At 75.2% G+C, this 20307-nt stretch carries 13 protein-coding genes; 7 read left to right on the top strand and 6 right to left on the bottom strand.

Going from position 1 to position 20307, the window contains the following annotated elements:
* Positions 1-31: 31 nt before the first annotated feature.
* The gene (locus IF129_RS04340) at positions 32-376 is read right to left on the bottom strand and encodes a hypothetical protein (RefSeq protein ID WP_191208277.1); all 345 of its coding nucleotides are present in this window, start codon (positions 374-376) and stop codon (positions 32-34) included.
* A 135-nt stretch (positions 377-511) separates the two neighbouring features.
* Between IF129_RS04340 and IF129_RS04335 the strand changes: the two genes are divergently transcribed.
* Positions 512-2596: an FUSC family protein gene (locus IF129_RS04335; protein WP_191208028.1), complete on the top strand. Its 2085-nt coding sequence runs from the start codon at positions 512-514 to the stop codon at positions 2594-2596.
* 49 nt (positions 2597-2645) lie between these two features.
* Positions 2646-3956: a DUF4185 domain-containing protein gene (locus tag IF129_RS04330; RefSeq protein ID WP_191208027.1), complete on the top strand. Its 1311-nt coding sequence runs from the start codon at positions 2646-2648 to the stop codon at positions 3954-3956.
* On the opposite strand, the gene nhaA is transcribed toward IF129_RS04330, so the two are convergent.
* A complete protein-coding gene (gene nhaA / locus IF129_RS04325) occupies positions 3940-5358 on the bottom strand; it encodes a Na+/H+ antiporter NhaA (protein WP_191208026.1) in 1419 nt (472 codons plus the stop codon). The two genes, IF129_RS04330 and nhaA, sit on opposite strands and share 17 nt — an antisense overlap.
* A gap of 312 nt (positions 5359-5670) precedes the next feature.
* Between nhaA and IF129_RS04320 the strand changes: the two genes are divergently transcribed.
* From IF129_RS04320 to IF129_RS04305, 4 genes are all read left to right on the top strand, one after another.
* Complete coding sequence (locus IF129_RS04320; protein ID WP_191208025.1) at positions 5671-6765, top strand: PucR family transcriptional regulator; 1095 nt, start codon at positions 5671-5673, stop codon at positions 6763-6765.
* Between the two features lie 140 nt (positions 6766-6905).
* Entirely contained in the window at positions 6906-7562 is a 657-nt protein-coding gene (locus IF129_RS04315) for an OB-fold-containig protein (RefSeq protein ID WP_191208024.1), read from the top strand.
* Between the two features lie 50 nt (positions 7563-7612).
* A complete protein-coding gene (locus IF129_RS04310) occupies positions 7613-9544 on the top strand; it encodes an SPFH domain-containing protein (RefSeq protein ID WP_191208023.1) in 1932 nt (643 codons plus the stop codon).
* Positions 9545-9637: 93 nt separating this feature from the next.
* Positions 9638-14470, top strand: coding sequence for a DNA repair ATPase (locus tag IF129_RS04305; RefSeq protein WP_224754233.1), 4833 nt, complete (start codon positions 9638-9640; stop codon positions 14468-14470).
* Here IF129_RS04305 and IF129_RS04300 read toward each other — a convergent pair.
* Genes IF129_RS04300 through IF129_RS04290 form a run of 3 tightly spaced genes read right to left on the bottom strand, consistent with a single transcriptional unit; the run spans position 14460 to position 17378 of the window.
* A complete protein-coding gene (locus tag IF129_RS04300; protein WP_191208021.1) occupies positions 14460-16409 on the bottom strand; it encodes a M48 family metallopeptidase in 1950 nt (649 codons plus the stop codon). The two genes, IF129_RS04305 and IF129_RS04300, sit on opposite strands and share 11 nt — an antisense overlap.
* Positions 16406-17185: an RNA polymerase sigma factor gene (locus IF129_RS04295; RefSeq protein ID WP_191208020.1), complete on the bottom strand. Its 780-nt coding sequence runs from the start codon at positions 17183-17185 to the stop codon at positions 16406-16408. Before IF129_RS04295 ends, IF129_RS04300 begins: the two co-directional genes overlap by 4 nt.
* Positions 17163-17378, bottom strand: coding sequence for a hypothetical protein (locus IF129_RS04290; protein ID WP_191208019.1), 216 nt, complete (start codon positions 17376-17378; stop codon positions 17163-17165). The genes IF129_RS04295 and IF129_RS04290 overlap by 23 nt, the downstream gene beginning before the upstream one ends.
* A gap of 184 nt (positions 17379-17562) precedes the next feature.
* On the opposite strand from IF129_RS04290, the gene IF129_RS04285 reads away from it, so the two are divergent.
* Positions 17563-18546 carry a winged helix-turn-helix domain-containing protein gene (locus tag IF129_RS04285; RefSeq protein ID WP_191208018.1) on the top strand — a complete coding sequence of 328 codons (984 nt, stop codon included), beginning with the start codon at positions 17563-17565 and terminating at the stop codon, positions 18544-18546.
* Positions 18547-18551: 5 nt separating this feature from the next.
* Here the strand turns inward: IF129_RS04285 and IF129_RS04280 are convergent, their stop codons facing one another.
* Complete coding sequence (locus IF129_RS04280) at positions 18552-20300, bottom strand: ABC transporter ATP-binding protein (protein ID WP_191208017.1); 1749 nt, start codon at positions 20298-20300, stop codon at positions 18552-18554.
* Between the last annotated feature and the right edge of the window lie 7 nt (positions 20301-20307).

Here is a 20307-nt window from a genome sequence, read left to right as displayed (position 1 = left end):
TCCGCGTCCGACGGGATCGCGCCGCGTCGGCTCAGGGGCGCCGCGCGGTCGCGTCTTCCGCCGTGCCCGGGCCGTCGAGGAAGCCGAGCAGTACCGCTGCCTCCGCGCGCAGCCGCGTCGCGCGCTCGGTGTACGCGGGCGCGGTCAGTCGCGCCGCTGCCGCCAGCCGCTCGTCGGCCTCCGACCGGACGATCTCCACCACACCGCGCTCGCTCAGCGCCTGCCGTGCCGCTTCGGTGGAGCCGACCCCCACGGGCGTGTCCTGGAGGGCCGCGGCGTGCGGACCGGCGTCGTGCACGGGTACCGCCTCGGCGTTGTCCAGCGCCGCGAGCGTCGTCCGCAGGGCGCTCACCGCCACCCGGTCACGGGCGCGCATGGCTTCGCGCAGTGCTTCACGCATACGAGGTCGCACCGACATGACCGCGACTCTAGAACCGGCGCCCCCGGGACCACCACGCGTTTTCGGTGGCGCACCCGGGCCCGGTGGGCGGGGCGCCGTATGCTCGTGATCATGGGTGGAAGGGCCACGGCCCGGTGGGCGGCGGCCCTGAAGGTCACCGCGCGCTCCGGGCTGCGGATCGAGCGGGCGGCGGTGACACCGCTGCTCGCGTTGCGCGGGACGTGCGGGGTGGCCGTGATCCTGGCCCTCACGCTCTGGCTGGGCTCGCCCGCGCTGGCCGTCTCCTCGGCCTTCGGCGCGTTCGCGTCCGGCATCGCCACCTTCCAGCGCAGCTGGCGTCCGCGCCCGGAGCTGGCGCTGGCCGCGGCGGCCGGGCTGTCGGTGAGCGCCTTCCTCGGCTACGTCCTGGCCGACACGCCCTGGGCGTTCGCGCTGATGCTGGGGCTGTGGTCCTTCGGGGCGGGCATGACGTGGGCGGCCGGGGCGGTGTCGGGCGTCGTCAGCGCGTTCACCGTGGCGATGATGCTGGTCGTCGTGACCCTGCCCGCGAGCGTGCCGGAGGCGGCCCAGCACGCGGCGATCATCGCGCTCGGGGGCGTCGTGCAGGCCGCGCTGATCGTCGCCCTCCCGATCCGCCGCTGGGGCGAGCGCCGGGAGGCGTTGGCCGACGCGCTCGTCTCCGTCGCCGTCTACGCCCGGCGGCTGCGCGCGGACCCCACGGCGCCCTTCGAGCCGGAGGCCCTGATGCAGGCCCGCCGGGCGGCGGCCGTCACGCCCCGGCAGGCCCGGCACCGCCCGCGCCAGTTGCAGGGCTACCGGTTGCTGGCCGACCGCTTTCGGCCCGTCCTGGCCTCGCTGGCGGACCCCGTGGTCGGCGGCGTCCCCGAGGGGCCGCCCCGCGAACGCGTCCGCGAGCTGCTGGACGCCGCCGCGACGGTTCTGGACGCGGTGGCCCGCTCGATCCGGCGCGTGGAGCCGGTGCGTCTGCCCGGGGACGCCCTCGACGTGCTGCGTGTCCCGGCGGACGGCCCGGTCCTCCCGCCCGGCCCGGCCCGCAGGGCGGCGCTGCGGCTCATCGCCCTGAGCGAGGAGCTGGTGGAGGCCGCGCAGGAGCCGGTGGAGGTGACCGGTCCCGGCCACCGCCCCTACCTGCGGCGGCCCGGCGTGCCCGGCCAGCTCCCGGTCCTCCTGCGGGCGCTGCGCCGGGAGCTGCGCGCGTCCTCCCCGGTGTTCCGACACGCCGTGCGCCTGACGGCCGTGGTCCCCGTCGGCTACGCGGTCGGCGAGGTGCTGCCCAGCCGGCACGGCTACTGGGTCGGGCTGACCGTCGTGATGATCCTGCGCCCGGACTTCTCCGGCACGGTCGCGCGCGGCGCGGCGCGGCTGGTCGGCACCGTCACGGGCGTGGCGATCGCCGGGGCCGTCATCGCGGTCACCGGCCCGGGGACGTACCTGGCCGCGGCCTACGCGGTCGGCAGCGTCTTCCTGCTCTACGCGCTCATGCGCACCGGCTACATGGTGATCTCCCTGTGCATCGGTGCCTACGTCGTCTTCCTGCTCGGGGTGGCGGGCGAGGGCTGGGCGCAGACCGTGCCGGAACGCATCCTGCTCACGCTGCTCGGCGGCGTGCTGGCGCTGCTGTCCTACGTGGTCTTCCCCGCGTGGGAGACGCCCCGGCTGCGCGAACGCCTCGCGGACTGGCTGACGGCCGTCACCGCCTACGCGGCGGCGGTGCAGGAGGGCTTCGGCGGGCCCGCAGGGCGTCGGCCCCGCCAGGTGCGGGAGGCCCTGCTGGACACCCGGGCCGCCCTGTTGGAGTGGGACCAGGCGGTCGCACGGGCCGACAGCGAGCCCGTGCGCCACCGCGGCCTGCCCCGGCGCCGGGCGGCCGACGCGCAGCAGGCCCTGGCCACGGTGGGGCGTGCGGCGATGCTGGCGGAGGCGCACCTCCCCCCAGCGCAGGCCGCGCGGGACCCCGGGGCCGCCGCGTTCGCCCGCGCGCTGCGGGACGCGGCCCGGCGGGCCGAAGCGGCGATCCGGGCGGGCGAGGCCACGGACTGGACGCCGGTGCGCGACGCCCTCGCCGCGTGGCAGCGCCATCCCCTCCACCCCGACGGTGTCGCGCTGCGCGCGGCCGAGTTGACCGCGGAGGCGCTGGAGGAGCTGGCCGACGCCGTGCGGCCGGGGCGGCGGTGACCGGCGTCGCAGCGGCACCGCCGCGCGGGGCCCTATCCTGGGCCGCCCTATGGACCGCATCCGGAAACGACGCCTCGTCCGTACCGGCCTGCTGCTGAGCCCGCTCCTCGCGCTGGTCGCCGTCCTCGTGCTGGCCCGCCCGGGCGGTGACGACACGGGGCAGGACCGGGCGCGTGACGCCTGCGCGCCGCTCACCGTCACCGGCTGGCGCGTCGACGCGGCGATGACCGGCGAGTTCGCCCGGTACGGCGACGACAACACGCGGACCGACGACTGGACCGGCGGCGACGGCAGCCGCTCGGTGCGGCTGCCCGACGGACGCACGCTGTGGCTCTCCGCCGACACCTTCCTCGACCGGGTGCACCCCGAGACCGCGCTCGGCGGACCCTCCCGTGACCCGTCGCCGGTCTGGGTGCGCAACGCGGGCGTCGTGATGGCGCCGGACGGCCGCCTGGAGCGGACGCTGCTGGGGCCCGGCCCCGGCGCCCTCTTCCCCGGCCTGGCCGCCGCCGACGGCCGGGAGGTGTGGCGCTGGCCCGCGCAGGGCGTCGTCGAGCCGCGTCGCCCCGGCTCGTCCGAGCGGGTGGTGCGGGTGCTGCTGTGGCAGCGCGAGGAGGGCAGCGACCCGTGGTTCTTCGGCATTCCGCGCGCGACCGAGGTGGCCACCCTCAGCCTGCCGGACCTGGCCGTCGAGTCCGTCGAGCCGATCGACGTCCCGGCGGCGACGGACCCGGCGCAGCGGGTGCTGTACGGGACGTCGGCGGTGCGGGAGGACGGCTGGACCTACGTCTTCGGCGCGGACGAGCGCACCGCGCAGGGCCGCTCGTCCCGGGCCCACGTGGCGCGGGTGCCCGACGGCTCGCTGGCCGACCGCACCGCCTGGCGGTACTGGGACGGCCGGGCCTGGAGCGCCGATCCGGGCGCGGCGGCGCCCCTGCCCGTCGGCGCCGCGCCGGGGGAGGACCCCGGGCGCGGCGCGAGCAACACCTACACCGTGACCCGGCGCGGCGACACCTGGCTGCTGCTCACCACGGACGCGGGCGGCCCGGACGGCCGGGGCATGACGACCGTGACGTCGTACTGGGCCTGCTCACCCCAGGGGCCCTGGCACGGCCCGTCGGACGCGCTCACGCCGCCGCTGCCGGACGGCGGCCGGGAGGCCGGGGCGGTGGTGTACAACCCGCAGGCCCACCCGGCGTTCAGCGGCGGCGGACCGCACGGCGGCCGGGCGCTGCCCGCCGGGGCGGACCTGCTGCTCGGCTACGACGTCAACGTGACGCAGTCGACCGCGGCCGTCCAGCGGGACGTGGAGCTGTACCGGCCGCGGTTCGTCCGGCTGGAGCTCAGCGCTTCCCGCTGACGCCCCCGTCGTCCTCGCCGTCGCGGCCCGAGGCGTCGTCGCGCGCGGCGTTCTCGCGGGCGGTCTCGGCGCGCGCGGCGCCCTCGCGGGCGGCCCGCACGGCGAGCTCGGCCTCCTCGCGCTGGTCGATGTCCGGGATCCCGTCGCCGTCCTCGTCGCGGTTCTCCTCCTCCCAGATCCTGCGGTAGTGCTTGTCGCGGATCTTCAGCAGGACGGCGGCGACGATCGCGGAGAGGAAGGAGGCGACCAGCACGGCGGCCTTCACGTGTTCCGTGGTCTCGGCGTCGTCGAAGGCCAGCTCGGTCACGAGCAGCGAGACGGTGAAGCCGATGCCGGCCAGCATCGAGATGCCCGCCACGTCCGACCACGACAGGTCGTCGCTGAGCTCGGCCTTGGTGAAGCGGGCGGCGAGGTAGGTGCCGCCGGTGATGCCGATGATCTTGCCGAGGAACAGGCCGAGCACGACGCCCACCGCCTCCGGCTCACCGGCCGCCTCGCCCAGGTCGCCCAGCGAGACGCTGACGCCCGCCGCGAAGACGGCGAACACGGGCACGGCGAACCCGGCCGAGATCGGACGCACCTGGTGCTCGATGTGCTCCGCCGGGGACTCCTTCTCACCCGGTCGCGTCTTGACGCGCAGCAGCATGCCCATCGCCACACCGGCGATCGTCGCGTGGATGCCGCTGCCGTGCATCAGCCCCCAGATGACCAGGGCCAGCGGCACGTAGACGTACCAGCCGCGCACGTTGAGCTTCTGGTGCAGCGCCCAGAACACGACCAGCCCGACGATGGCGCCCGCCAGGGCCCACAGGTTGAGCTTGGAGGTGTAGAAGAGGGCGATGACCATGATCGCGCCGAGGTCGTCCACGATCGCGAGGGTCAGCAGGAAGGCCCGGATGCCCGAGGGCAGGTTGGTCCCGATCACCGCCAGCACCCCGAGGGCGAAGGCGATGTCGGTGGCCATCGGCACGGCCCAGCCGTTCATGTCGCCACCGGTGCCGGCGTTCGCGGCGACGTAGAACAGGGCGGGCACGACCATGCCGCAGACGGCGGCCACCACGGGCAGCGCGGCGGCGGCCGGGTTGCGCAGCTCGCCGACGACCAGCTCGCGCTTGAGCTCGATACCGGCGACGAAGAAGAAGATGGTCAGTAGGCCGTCCGAGGCCCAGTGCGCCACGGACAGGTCCAGGTCGAGTGCCGCGATGCCGAAGTGGGCGTCGCTGACGCGCTCGTAGAGGTCGCTGAGCGGGGTGTTCGCGAGGACCAGTGCCACGATCGCGGCACCCAGCAGCATCAGGCCACCGACCGTCTCCGTCCGCAGCGCGTCGGCGAGCAGCCGTCGTTCCTTCAGCCCTGGTCGGGCGAACAGGCGGCGGTTCGGTGTCTGCTGCGTGGACGTCATCGATCGGCCTCCGGGCACAGGTGGTCACTGAGAGTACAAAGCGCGACGTGTCACGCTGCCGACCAGACTTCCCGGCACACCTTGAGAAATGTTGTTGACGCTGCTCCTAGGGCCTCACCGTACCCGCACGTCACGGCTTTACCGCAAGCGGAGATGTGACCTCCGCCGCACTACCGGTAGGTACGGCGGGGCCGGGGGAGGAGGCGGTCACGCCCGGTCAGGGGGCGCCGGTCCGGTCCTGGCTAGGGTGGTCCGTGCGAAGGGAGGGCCGAGGGTCGGCCCTCGGGGGAGGTGTCCGTGCGGCGGTCCGGGATGTCCAGCAGCTACCTGGGAGCCTACCCGGAACTGCTCGCCGAGGTCTCCGTGACCGGGCGGCTGCCCCGCCGGGACGAACTGGACGCCCTGCGCGTCCTCGGGGAGCGCGCCGCCGAGGACGGCCACCGGCTCCGCGAGGTCGTCTCCCTCATCGTCGGCGAGACGCGGGCGCTGTGGGGCACCCTGCCGGGCGTGACGCGTGCCGCCGGTCCGGCCGAGCGGGCCCGCACCGGCGACGCCATCCTGGCCGCCCTGGAGGCGGCCGTCGGGGCGCTGGGCGAGGGGCACGAGCAGGCCCGGCGGCTGGCCGTGCGCCAGGAGGAGGCCGAGCGGCGCGAGTTCATCGACGACCTCCTGCACGGTCGCAGCGACCTCGGCCGGCTGGCCGAGCGGGCCCAGCGGTTCGGGCTCCGGCTGACGCACACCCACGCCGTCGCCGTCTGCGAGGGCCACGAGCAGTACGACGACGTCCACCCGACCGTACGCCGCATCGAGCGGGAGCTGGTGGCCCGCTTCGGCGACCGCGACGCCCTGCTGACGACCAAGGACGGCCGTCTGGTGTGCATCGCCGCCAGCGGGGACGACCGCGCGGTGCTGAACGCCTTCGCGGTACTGGCCGAACGGCCCGGCCCCGGCTACGTCGCGGCACGCCGGGTGGCCCTCGGCCGTGAGCACACCGGGCCCGGCGGTGTCGTGCTGAGCTACGAGGAGGCGCTGGACGCCGTCCACGTGGCCGACCGGCTCGGGCTGACGTCCGTCCGGCTCACCGCGTCCGAGTTGCTGGTCTTCCCCGTCCTCCTGCGGGACCGCAGCGCCATCGCCGACCTGGTCACCACCGTGCTGGGCCCGCTGACGCAGGCGCGCGGCGGCGCCGAGCCCCTGGTGCGGACGCTGATGGCCTGCGCCCAGTCCGGCTACGTGAACGCCGAGGCGGCCCGACGGCTCGGCGTCGGCGTCCGCACCCTCACCTACCGGCTGGCCCGCATCCACGCCCTGACCGGCTACGACCCCGGGAACGCGTTGCAGCGCTACACCCTGGAGACGGCCGCGATGGGTGCCCGCCTGCTCGGCTGGCCCGAAGAGGAGTTCTGAGCCCGGGGCCCTCGGCCCTGATCGGTTGCACTCCGTTTCGGCACACGTGCGCATCGAAACATTGCCGGGATCGGGCAATGCGTCGTGGACACGTCGAGTGCCACCATGAGGGCACACCGCAGCCGGGAGGGGGCAGGACGATGGCTGGTTCCGCAGGGTTCCTGGACGCCGCGCTGGCGTTCCCCGCCGTCCTGTTCGGCTTCGCGCTCGTCGTCGTAGTCGGCTACTGGCTTGCGGTGTTGCTCGGGGGAGCAGGTGTACCCGGGGTCGATGCCGCTGAGGGAGGGGAGGGTATCGGCTCCGGGGACATCGGTCACAGCACCGGCTTCGCGGGCGGTCTCGCCGTCCTCGGACTCGGCGGCGCGCCCGTTGCCGTGGTGCTCTCTCTCCTCATCGCGATTGCCTGGTTCGTGTCATTGAGCGGTACCGCGCTCTTCGCCGCGAGCTGGCAGCGCCTCCTCGTCCTCCCCGTCGCCCTGCTCGCCGCCTGGGCCGGCACGCGCGTGCTCGTCGTGCCGCTGCGCCGTCTGGCGCCCGGCGAGCGCGGGGTGAACCGCGACGACTTCGTCGGCCGGGTGTGCACCATCCGCACCGGCCGCGTGGGCCCGGGCTTCGGTCAGGCCGAGGTGGCCGCCGAGGACGGCTCCACCGCCGTCGTCCAGGTACGGGCCGAGGCCACCGACGCCGCCCGGCTCATGCTCGGCAGCACGGCGCTGATCTACGACTACGACGCCGAGGCCGAGTTCTTCCGCGTCGCCCCCTTCGACCTCGCACCGGAGCCGGAACCCGGCCGCTGACGCCGCCTTCGTCCCGCTCCGCCTCTCACACGCACAGGGAACCCACCGCTATGGATGCCATCACCACGGGATTCGGCGTGCTGATCGCCGTGATCCTGCTCATCGCCCTCGTCCTGCTCCTCATGGTCGGCCGCCTCTTCCGCAAGGTGCCCCAGGGCAAGGCCCTCATCGTGTCCAAGATGCGCACGGTCGACGTGACCTTCACCGGCATGGTGGTGCTGCCGGTGCTGCACAAGGCCGAGGTCATGGACATCTCGGTGAAGACGATCGAGATCGGCCGCACCGGCAACGAGGGCCTCATCTGCCGCGACAACATCCGCGCCGACATCCGCATCTCGTTCTTCGTGCGCGTCAACAAGACGCGGGAGGACGTCGTCAAGGTCGCCCAGGCCATCGGCACCGAGCGGGCCAGCGACCGCGCGACCCTCCAGGAGCTGTTCAACGCCAAGTTCTCCGAGGCGCTCAAGACCGTCGGCAAGCAGCTCGACTTCTCCGACCTCTACACCAAGCGGGACGAGTTCCGCGACCGCATCATCGCCCTCATCGGCACCGACCTCAACGGCTACAGCCTTGAGGACGCCGCCATCGACTACCTCGAGCAGACGCCGCTGGCCAGCCTCGACCGGCACAACATCCTCGACGCGCAGGGCATCCGCAAGATCACCGAGCTGACCGCCGCCGAGCACGTGCGCACGAACGAGTACGAGCGCAACGAGGAGAAGGAGATCACCCGGCAGAACGTCGACGCCCGCGAGGCGGTCCTCGAACTCGAGCGCCGCCAGGCCGACGCCGAGATCCGCCAGCAGCGCGAGATCGAGACCGTGCGGGCCCGCGAGGAGGCCGAGACGGCCCGCGTCCAGGCCGAGGAGCGGCTGCGCTCCCACTCCGCGCACCTGAAGACCGAGGAGGCCCTCGGCATCCAGAACGAGAACCGCGAGCGCGAGGTCTCCGTCGCCAAGCTCAACCGCGAGCGCGTCGAGGCCGTCGAGCGGGAGCGGATCGAGAAGGACCGGCTGCTGGAGGTCATCGCCCGCGACCGGGAGACCGAGCTGCGCCGCATCGCCGCCAACAAGGAGGTGGAGGCGGAGAAGCGGGACATCGCCGACGTCATCCGCGAGCGCATCGCCGTGGAGAAGACCGTCGCCCAGCAGGAGGAGGAGATCAAGAAGCTCCGCACCGTCGAGGAGGCCGAGCGGGAGCGCCAGGCCCTCATCATCGCGGCGGAGGCCCAGGCCCAGGAGCGCCTGGTCACGGACATCAAGGCGGCCGAGGCGGCCGAGCAGGCGGCCAGGCACCGCGCCGCCGAGGAGCTCACCCTGGCCGAGGCCCGGCGCAAGGCCGCCGACCTCGACGCCGAGGCCACCCTGCGGCTGGCCGAGGGCAAGCGCGCCGACCAGGCCGCGAGCGGCCTCGCGGAGGCGGAGGTCCAGGAGCGGATGGCCGACGCCCTCGCCAAGACGCGTCACGCCGAGGCCGAGGCCGCCAAGGAGATGGGCCTCGCCGAGGCCGACGCGCTGCGGGAGAAGCTGAAGGCCGAGGCCGAGGGCCTCACCGACAAGGCCGCCGCGATGGCGGCGCTGGACGACGCGAGCCGCGAGCACGAGGAGTACCGCCTGCGGCTGGAGGCCGAGAAGGAGATCCGGGTCGCCGGGATCGAGGTGCACCGGAAGATCGCCGAGGCCCAGGCCACGCTGGTCGGCGCGGGGCTGGAGAACGCCAAGATCGACATCGTCGGCGGCGAGTCCGTCTTCTTCGACCGGCTGGTCGGGGCGATCTCGGCCGGTCGCGGCGTCGACGCCTTCGTCGGCAGCAGCGAGACCGTCCAGACGCTCGCCGGCGACTGGCTGGCGAAGGACGGCACGACGTTCCCCGAGGACGTCAAGGCCATGCTGAACGGCCTCGGCGCCGACGGACTGCGCGACCTGTCCGCCGCCGGACTGCTGACGAAGCTGGCCGCCGGCAACGGCCGGCCCACCGCCTGAGAGGCCGCGGCCCGGGGGACGCCCCCGGGCCCGGGGAGGGGCGGGTGGGCACCCGCCCCTCCCCCCGCCGCACCCATGACGAGGAGCACCGAGATGACCGGCGCAGCCCGGACGTTGGACACCGCCACCTACGACGTGCTGCGGGCCCGCATGACCACCGCGGCGCGGGACCTCCGCACCCGGGCGCAGGCCCTCAACACCCGTCGTGCCGAGACCTTCGGAGCCGGCGGCGTGGAGCTGGGCCGCAACAGCACCCTGCGGACCGAACAGCCGCGCGTGCCCTGCGACCTCGCCCAGGTCGGCGGGCTGCTCCTGGCCGGGTTCCACACCCCCGCCGCCCGGGCCCGGGAGACCGGGGTCGAGGACGTCTTCGCGCTCTACCGCATCGCGGACGGCGACGTCACCGAGGCGGGCGAGGACGCCCTGCCCGGCCTCCTGGACGGTGAGCGGTTCCGGCGCGACTTCGCCGAGCTGCACCGCTACTACCGGCAGGCCCGACTGCTCCGACTGCGCCGCACCGGCGACCTTCTGCTCGCGGTGTTCCGCACCGGGGACCGGCCGACCGACATCCGCGTCCTGCGCTGGCGCGTCGAGCCCGACGGCACACCCGAGTACGTCGACGCCAAGGGCGAGCGCGACCACCTCACCGCGCCCGCCCACGACGTGACCTGGGTCCCGGCCCGGCGCGAGGACCACATCCCCGGCCGCCACCCGCACCTGTCCGTCGACGGCGGCGCCCTGTACCTCTCCACGGTCGGGGGCGCCCTCACCCTCAAGGCCGACAACGACACCGAGACGGACGAGGGGTTCTACTCCGAGCCCGTGGACAAACCGCTCCAGGCGCTCGCCGACGCCGACGTGGCCCACGCCCGGGTCGGCCCGCTGCTCCTGCTCCGCGTCCGCCCCTACAACGAGGACGCCCACCGCCACCTCGTGTTCAACGAGCGGACGGGCGAGGCCGTCCGGCTCGACGGCATCGGGCTCTCCTGCCGCAGGCTGCCCGACGACGACGGCATCGTCTTCCCCGGCGGCTACTACCTCGCCACCGCCCCGGCCGGCTCGGCCGCCCGCACCTTCGACACCGACACCTCGGGCCTGGAGTACGAGAGCGTCCTGCGCGCCCCAGGTGGCGAGGACGTCCTCTACGTCTTCCACGCCCCGGCCGAGGGCCGCTCCCTGCTGCTGCCCTACCACGTCATCCGCAAGGAGGTCGTCACCCCGATCCCGGCCCACGGGCACGCCGTGTTCGAGGACGGCACCCTGGCGGTGCTGCGCACCCGCGAGGCCGAGCCGTCCCGGGCCCACCCGGTGCAGGTGTGGCGCACCCCCTTCGTCTCCGAGGCGCACGCCGCCGCCGCGCCACCCGCCCCGGGACCGCTCGGGCGGATCGGCAACGCGGAGCTGGTGCGCGGCATCGCCGAGACCCTGTCCGTGGCCCGGATGGCCGACGAACTGGCCCCGGCCGCAGCCGTCTTCGAGGCCGTCACCACCGCCTGCGCCCGGGTCGCCGACGCCTTCCCCTGGCTGGACGCCGAGGGGCTGGAAGGACTGCACGAGCCGCTGGCCGAGCTGGGCGGAGCGGCGGCGCAGGTCATCACCGAGTTCGAGCGGGTCGAGGAGCTGCGGGAGCGCGCCCGCGCCGCCGTCGCGGAGAAGGCCGCCGCCGTCACCGCGCTGGTGCGCCGGGCCCGGGGCGAGATGCCCGGCGGGGCGAGCGGCTGGGTGACCCTGCTGACCGAACTGCGCCGGGCCCAGGGCGGCGTGGAGCCGCTGCGGGAACTGCGCCACGCCGACCAGGACCGGGTGGCGGAGCTCGCCGACGAGCTCGCCGCGTCGCTGGAGGCCACCGGCCGCCGCGCGGTCGCCGACCTCTCCCGTCCGGAAGGCTTCGACGACACCCGCGCCACCGTCGACCGGCTCACGGACGAGGCGGGCCGGGCGGAGAGCGTCGCCGACGCGGACGTCCTCACCGAGCGGATCGCCGAGCAGGCGGAGCGGCTGCAGGCCGTCACCGACGTGGTCGGTTCGCTCCAGATCGCCGACGCCACGGTGCGGACCGGGCTCATGGAGCGGATCGGGGAGGTGCTCGGCGCCGTCAACCGGGCCCGCGCCGTCGTCACCGGACGCCGCCGCGAGCTGCTGGAGCGCGAGGGACGCGCCGAGTTCGCCGCCGAGTCCGCCCTGTTCGGGCAGGCCGTGGCCGCCGCTCTGGCCGCCTCGGGAACCCCCGAGGAGTGCGACGAGCAACTGGGCCGGCTGCTGCTGCGGCTGGAGGACCTGGAGTCGCGGTTCGGGGTCTTCGACGATTTCCTGGCCCGGCTCGGCGAGCGCCGCGAGGAGGTCTACGAGACCTTCTCCGCCCGCAAGCAGGCCGCCCTGGACGAGCGGGCCCGGCACGCCGAGCGCCTCGCCGACTCCGCCACGCGCGTCCTGGCCACCGTCGCCCGCCGCTCCGCCGCCCTGGCCACCCAGGAGGAGGTGGCCGCGTACTTCGCCGCCGACCCGCTCGTCGCCAAGGTGCGCACCACGGCCGAGGAGCTGCGCCGGGCCGGCGACCCCGTGCGGGCCGAGGAACTGGAGGGACGTCTCAAGGCCACCCGGCAGGAGGCGGCCCGGTCCCTGCGCGACCGCGCGGACCTCTACGACGCCGAGGGCGCCGTGCGCCTCGGCCGCCACCGCTTCGGCGTCAACACCCAGCCCGTCGACCTGACGCTCGTCCCGCAGGACGGGGCCCTCGTCTTCGCCGTCACCGGCACCGACTACCGGGCCCCCGTCCGCGACGAGGAGTTCGCCGCGACACGGGCGTTCTGGGACCTCCCGCTGCCCTCGGAGTCCCCCGAGGTGTACCGGGCGGAGCACCTGGCCGCACGGGTGCTCGCGGAGACCGGCGCCCGGGATCTGCACCGGGCCGCGCAGCGGGAGAACGGCCTGCTCGACGCCGTCCGGGCGGTGGCGGAGGCGGCCTACGACGAGGGCTACGACCGGGGCGTCCACGACCATGACGCCGCCGCGATCCTCGGTGCCGTCCTCGGCCTGCACGCGGAGGCGGACCTGCTGCGCTTCCCGCCCGCCGCCCGCGCCGCCGCCCAGCTGTTCTGGGCGTACGGCACCGACGCGGGCGTCCGCGCCGCGTGGACCACGCGTGCGCAGTCCCTCGCCCGCGCCCGCGCCGCGTTCGGGCCCGGACCGGCCGTGCGTGAACTGGCGGACGAACTGGACCGCGCGGTGGCGGACTTCGCACACCGTCACGGACTGCGCCTCGACGGGACGGCCGCCGACGCCGACGGCCCCCCGCAGACCGCCGCCGGCACGGCGGGCACCTACCTCGTCGAGGAACTGGCCCTCGGCGGACCCCGCTTCGCCACCGGTGCCGCCGCGCGGGCCCTGCTGGACGGCTTGCGCGCGGCGCTGGGCGGCGAGGGCTCCACGGAGGCCAAGGAGTTCGCCGAGGACCTGCGCGGCCTGGGCGACGACCTCACCGCCCGGCACCAGCTCGCCGGGGCCTGGCTCGCCGCCTTCGCCGACGCCCGCCGACTCGACGCGGCCGACCTCCCCGAAGCCGTCGCCGTCGAACTGTGCGGCCCCGCTGTGGAGCGCCGCGAGGTCACGGCCGCGCTGACGACCGCGGTACCCGGGCTGCTGGGCTCCCACCCCCGGCTGCGGGACGGGGAACTGCCCCTGCGACTGGACGAGTTCCTCGCCCGCACCGCCGCCTTCCGCACCCGGCACGTGCCCGCCCACCGGGAGTACATCCGGCGCCGCAACGCCCTGCTGGCCGCCGAACGCGACCGGCTGCGCCTGACCGACCTGCGCCCGCGCGTCATGGCGTCCTTCGTCCGCAACCGGCTCATCGACGAGGTCTACCTGCCGCTCATCGGCGACAACCTGGCCAAACAGCTCGGCGCGGCGGGGGCCGAGCGCCGCACGGACAGCCAGGGCGTGCTGCTCCTCCTCTCCCCGCCCGGCTACGGCAAGACGACGCTCATGGAGTACGTCGCCGCCCGCCTGGGCCTGGTGTTCGTCAAGGTGGACGGCCCGGCGCTGGGGCACGGCACGACCTCGCTGGACCCGGCCGCCGCCCCCGACGCCGCCGCCCGCCGCGAGGTCGAGAAGATCAACTTCGCGCTGGACATGGGCAACAACGTCTGCCTCTACCTCGACGACATCCAGCACCTCTCCGCCGAACTGCTCCAGAAGTTCATCCCGCTGTGCGACGCCCAGCGCCGCCTCGACGGCGTCTCCACGACCGACGGCCGACCCCGCACGTACGACCTGCGCGGCAAGCGCTTCGCGGTCGCCATGGCCGGGAACCCGTTCACCGAGTCCGGCAGCCGCTTCCGCGTCCCCGACATGCTGGCCAACCGTGCCGACGTGTGGAACCTCGGCGACGTCCTCAGCGGCCGGGAGCACCTGTTCGCCCTCAGCCACACCGAGAACGCCCTCACCTCCCACCCCGTCCTGGCCCCCCTGGCGGGCCGCGAGCGCGCCGACGTCGACCTCCTGGTGCGGCTGGCCGGCGGCGAGCCCGGCGCCCGGCCCGACTCGCTGAGCCACCCCTACGCGCCCGGCGAACTGGAGGAGATCCTCGGCGTCCTGCGCAACCTGCTCCACGTCCAGCGCACGGTCCTCGCCGTCAACGCCGCCTACATCGCCTCCGCCGGACAGGACGACCGCACCCGCACCGAACCGCCCTTCCGCCTCCAGGGCTCCTACCGCAACACCAACAAGCTCGCCGAGCGCCTCGCACCCGTCATGAACACCGCGGAGCTGGAGGCGCTGCTCGACGACCACTACCAGGCCGAGGCGCAGACCCTCACCTCGGGCGCCGAGGCCAACCTCCTCAAACTCGCCGAGATCCGCGGCCGCCTGACCGACGAGCAGCGCCGCCGCTGGGAGGAGGTCAAGGCCCGTCGGCTCACGGCGTGAACGGGGGCGTGGCGACCGGTGTGAGCCGCGACGAGGGGAGGACCGCCTCGTACGGCAGGCATCGGCCGCCCACCGGCAGCTCCCGCACCCCGCAGTCCGGAGACCGTGAGACACCCGGCACCGGCAGGGGCGGATACGGCCGGACGCCGCTCGGCACCGGCAGGGGCGAGGTGGTGCGGTCGGGCCGGAAGGGGTCCACCGAGGTGGCGGGCAGCGGCCGCACCGGATCGCGCTCCGGCTCCAGCTGACTCCAGCCGAACACCCCCAGCAGGGCGAGCGCGACGACGATGCCGCCCACGTTCACCCGACGCCCCACCTCCCGCGCCGGACGGCGTCCGCGCTCCCGCGCCGGGCGCGGGACCCGCAGCCGCGAGACCTCACCGGTCCGGGTCAGGGCGACGCCGGTGTTGACGCCGCACACCACGAGCAGGAAGCGCAGGCGGGCCGCCGCCGCCGGGTCCGTGACCGCCGCCGCGGCCAACGCGTGCGCCTCCCGGGCCTCCTCGTCGAAGGGGACCAGCACGCCCGGCGACGCCCAGCGCACACTCCACGCCGCCCGGCCCGCCGTCACCAGCGCCTGCCCCACCAGCACGGCCACCGCCCGCTGCGAGGACCCCGGAGCACCCCACCGGGCCGTGCCCCAGTCCGTCGCCGACAGCGCCCCGGCCAACTCCTCCCCGCGCCCCGCCTCCAGCAGACCGAGCACGCCGTCCACCGTCGGGAGCGGTGCCGAGCCCAGGAGCGCCAGCGCCCCGCGCAGGTCCTCCACGGCGCCGATGGCCTGCAACTCCACCGCGTCGTCCAGCCACTCCTCCCACGGCTGCACGACCGTGCGGTGGTCCGTCGGAGTCGGCAGCGCACGCCGGAGAGCGTCCGACAGGCCGCCCTCCAGGGCGCCGCCCTCCAGCAGCACCCGGCCCGGACGCGGGTCCGCCACCGCGCCGGGCGCCGCCCCCGACCGCAGCCGCAGAGCCCGCAGCCGGGCCGGGGTGGGCGGATGCGAGTCCAGCCGGGACCGGTCGCGTTCGGGCTGCTCGCGCCGCCACTCCTCCAGCGCCTCCCCGTACTCGGTGTCCGTGAGCATCGCCGTGAACGCCCGCACGGGATCGTCCGGAACCCGCCCGCGCGCGGCCATCGGGTCCAGGAACCGCTGCCGGAAGTCCCCCCACGCCGCCTCCAGCACGGGAACGGCGGTCAGCGCCGAGGCCATCGCCGCCGGACCCGCCACGGCGGCGGCCGCCGCGTCCGCCTCGAACTCCTGCCGCCGCCGCACGGCCAGCGACACGGCGTCGTACAGCCATCCGTAGGCGCCCAGCACCCGGTACTGGATCCCCGAGTACATCGCCACCACCGGGTTGCGGACCGCCGCCGCCACGATCCCCGACCTGGCCGTGTGCAGCGCCACCGAACCCCGGTAGACGGTGGCACCGAACCGCGTGTGCCGCCGAGCGTAGTGCCCGAGCTCGTGGCAGAGCACCGCCCGCACCTCGTCCGCGCGCAAGCCGGCCAGCAGCGGCAGTCCGATCTCCAACCGCCGCGAGGACACCCGCAGACCGAAGCGCGTGTCCTCGCTGACGGAGGCGCTCACGTCGGGCGACAGCCGGATCTCCGTCGGCTCCGGCGCGCCCACCCGCTCCGCGAGCTCCGCCACGGCATCCCACAGCTTCGGGGCCTGGGCGCGGGAGAGGCGCACGGTGCCCGGCGCCGGCTCCGGGACGCGGCCGCCGGCCAGCAGCCCGCGGAGCACCGCCAACACGCCGGGCAGCCCGAACGCCACAGCGAACAGCGGCATCGGCGACGTCAGCGGCCCCGGCCCGTCCACCGTCCACCACAGCACCCCGAGCGCCAGGGCGCCGTAGCCGAGCACCAGCCCCCAGGACAGCGCGTAGAAGCCCGCCACCAGGGCCAGCGCCAGGGCGCCCCGCCACGCCGCCGTCACTCCCGACCGCCTTGCCCGACGCCGCCCGGCCCCGCCTCGGCCGTCAGGGCGTCCCGCACGCGGGCCGCGACCCGCGGCCCGGCGGCCCCGCACCGGCGCAGCCACCCCTCCGCGACCGCCAGCGCCGCGCCCGCCCGGCCGCGACCGGACGGCTCGGTCCGGGTGGCCCGACCCGGCAGCACCACCCACGGTCCCCGCGGGCCGGAGGTCGCCAGCCCGTCCCGGCCGTCGCGCGGCCCGGCGGAGCTCTGCTCCCGCAGGTCCAGCAGCTTCTCCAGCCTCCTGCGGGCCTTGAAGACACTCGCCGCGACACCGCCCCGGCTGAGCCCCAGCTCCTCGGCGACGGCCTCCTGGGACAGGCCGTGCAGACAGTGCAGCACCAGCACCGTGCGCTGCCTGCGCGGCAGCAGCGCCAGCGCCGCCAGCACGGCGCGGGCCTCCGCCGTCTCCTCCACCCCGGCCGGGGCGGGTAACTCCAGGTCCGCGACGCCCGCATCCGCGCCGCGCATCCGGGCGTCGCGCCGCCCCGTCGCCCACAGGCGCTGCCGCACCACGCGGTAGACCCAGGCGTCCGGGGCGTCGTAGCCGCTCAGCCGTTCCCAGCGCCGGTACGCCTCCGCGTAGGCCTCCTGCACCGCGTCCTCGGCGTCCTGCCGGTGCCCGCACAGCAGCAGCGCCCGCGCGAACATGCCGGTGAACGTCCGGGTGAAGAAGACCTCGAACGGCTCCGCCCGTCCGCACCGGGAGGTGTCCTCAGCGTTCAGCGCGTCGCTCATCGCCGTCCCCTCCTCGGCCGGTCCGGACCGTCAGCCTGGCGTCCCGGTACTCCACGGTCACCTCGCTCCCCCGCGAGCGCAGGGCGCGGGAGAAGACACGCTCCCGCTCCCGGACGGCGAGCCAGTGCACCAGGACTCTTACCCCCGCCGCGCCGGCTCCCACCCCCGCGGTCACCATCAGTTGTTCCAGCATCACCCTGCCCTCCCGTCCGGCGCGTCCTCGCGTGGCCGTCGTGTCTCCCGTCACCCGGTAACAGCGCGCGGAGGGCGATCCGTTTACCGATGGGGGTGACCAGTGGGCGAATCCGCGGGCGGACGGAACGGCGGGGGACCACCGCGCGTCCTCCTGTACGCACCACCGCGCGGTAGGGGGACAGGTGGACAGGGTTTCCGTCGCGGAGCTGGGACGGCTGGACGACGTACGGGTGACGGCGGGCCGCCACCCGCTGCCGAGCATGCTCTCCCTCCTGGCCGACGCGCTCGGCGTCCGGCCCCAGGGCGTCCCGCCCGCCTGGCGCCGGGCCGTGGCGAGCGCCTGCGCGCCGCACGCGGCCGGGGTGCTCAGCCCCGCCGTCGCCCCGGGGACCCTCTGGGTGCCCGACGTCCTCGCCCCCTCGCCCCTGGGAGGCCGCAGGCCGGAGGAGGAGTTCGAAGCCATCCGGGAGACGCCCCCGGAAGCCCTGGCCGCCGACCTCACCGCCGACTTCCCCGAGGGCGTCCCCGTGCGGTGGCAGCGCGTCCTGGACCGCCCCCGGCGCTTCGTCGACGACTACGTCACCCTCATGACGGGGCTGTGGCAGTGGTACGCCCCGCACTGGCGCGGTGCCCGGGAGCTGATGGACCGCGAGGTCGCCCGGATCGGAACGGCCGCCGTCAGCGGCTCCGTCGCCGCCCTGCTCACCACCCTGAGCCCCCGCGTCTCCTTCGCCGACACCGTCCTCACGCTGCCGGACCCCTGCGGCCGGGCCGCCAGCCTCCGCGACCGCCGCGTCACCCTCGTCCCGCTGCTGTCCGGCACCGCCGCCTCCGTGGTCAGCCTGGACCGGGCGGACGCCATCTGGGTCGGCTACCCCCTGCCCGGCCTGCGGGAGGCGTGGGGAACCCGCCCCCGCGCCCCGCTGGCCCCCGACCCCCTCGAAGCCGTGCTGGGGACCATGCGCGCGCACCTCCTGCGGCACGCCCGCCACCACCCCACGATGGGACGGCTCAGCACGCTGCTCGTGTGCGCGCCCAGCGCCGTCACCCATCACTGCGGACTGCTCGAACGGGCCGGGCTCGTCCGGCGGGAGCGCCACGGGCAGCACGTGCGCGTCCTGCTGACCGCCCGGGGCCGCCACCTGCTCGCCCTGCTGACGGACTGAAGGCGTCAGGCCGCCGAGGTCAGGAACTGGGTGGTGGCCAGCTCGGCGTAGAGCGGGTCCGCCGTCAGCAGTTCGCGGTGCGTGCCCACCGCCCGCACCCGCCCGGCGTCCATGACGACGATCCGTTCGGCGCGGGTGACCGTGGACAGCCGGTGCGCCACCACGAGCACGGTCGTGCCGCGCGCCGCGTCCGCCACGGTGTCCCGCAGCGCGGCCTCGTTGACGGCGTCCAGCTGCGACGTCGCCTCGTCGAGCAGCAGCAGCCGGGGTCGGCGCAGGAGGGCGCGGGCGATGGCCACGCGTTGGCGTTCGCCGCCGGACAGCTTCGTCCCCCGGTGGCCGACCAGCGTGTCCAGCCCCTCCGGCAGCCGGTCGACGAGGGAGGCGAGCCGCGTCGTGGCCAGCACGTCCCGCAGTTCGGCCTCCGTGGCCTCCAACGCGCCGAACAGCAGGTTCTCCCGCAGGGTGCCCGACAGCACCGGCGCGTCCTGCTCCACGTACCCGATGGCCGCGCGCAGTTCCGGCAGCGGCCACTCCCGTACGTCCGTACCGTCGAGCAGGATGCGCCCCTTCGACGGTTCGTAGAACCGCTCGATGAGCGAGAACACGGTCGTCTTGCCCGCTCCGGACGGGCCCACGAACGCCGTCATCCCCTGCGGCGGCACCGTGAAACTCACTCCGTGGTGCACCTGGGGCAGGTCGTCGGCGTAGCGGAAGCGCACGTCCTCGAAGGTGACGGAGGCCGGCCCGGCCGCCGGCGCCGGCCGCCGCACCCGCGCGGGCGGTTCGGCGGGCAGCGCCCGCGTCTCCTCGATCCGGGCGATGGCCGCCGCGCCCACCTGGTACTGCGTGACCGCCCGCACGACCTGCTGGATCGGCGACATCAGGTAGAACACGTAGAGCAGGAACGCCACGAGCGTCCCCACGTCGATCGCCCCGGTCGCCACCCGGGCCCCGCCGAACGCCAGCACGGTGATGAACGCGACCTGCATCGACAGACCGGCCGTGTTCCCGGCGAGCGCCGACCACTTCGCCGCGCGGACACTCTGCCGCCACGACTCCTCGGCCGCCGCGTGCACCGCCCGCTCCTCGCGGCCCTCCGCGCCCGAGGCCTTCACCGTGCGCAGCGCGCCCAGCACCCGTTCGAGAGCGGCCCCCATCAGGCCGACCGACGCCTGTGCCTGCTTGCTGGCCCGGTTGATGCGCGGCACGATCAGGCCGATGACGCAGCCCGCGCCGAGGACCACCACCAGCGTCACGGCCAGCAGCGCCGGATCGACGAGCCCCATCATCACGAGTGTGGCGACGAGCGTCAGACCGCCGGTCCCCAGCCCGACCAGGGAGTCCGTCGTCACCTCCCGCAGCAGCGTCGTGTCGGACGTGACCCGTGCCATCAGGTCGCCCGGCTCGGTGCGGTCCAGCGCCGCTATGCGCAGCCGCAGCAGGTACGACGTCAGCGCCCGCCGCGCCGCGAGCACCACCGACTCCGCGGTGCGTTGCAGGACGTAGCCGCCCAGCGCCCCGATGCCCGCGTTCGCGACGATCAGCATCGACATCAGGAGCAGCGCGCCGCCGATCGAGCGGTCGGCGGAGAGGTCGTCGATGAGCCCCTTGGCGACCAGCGGCAGCGCGAGGCCCGTCGCCCCGGTCATCAGCGAGAGCACGGCACCCAGCAGCAGGGCCCCGCGATGCGGGCGGACGTACTCCAGCAGCACCCGCCAGGCGGGCCGGTCGGACGTGGCGGCAGTGGACAACGTGTTC

The sequence above is a fragment of the Streptomyces chumphonensis genome, from assembly GCF_014779715.1.
GTDB classification, from domain to species: Bacteria; Actinomycetota; Actinomycetes; order Streptomycetales; family Streptomycetaceae; genus Streptomyces; species Streptomyces chumphonensis.
This window is presented reverse-complemented; position numbering and strand designations above follow the sequence as displayed.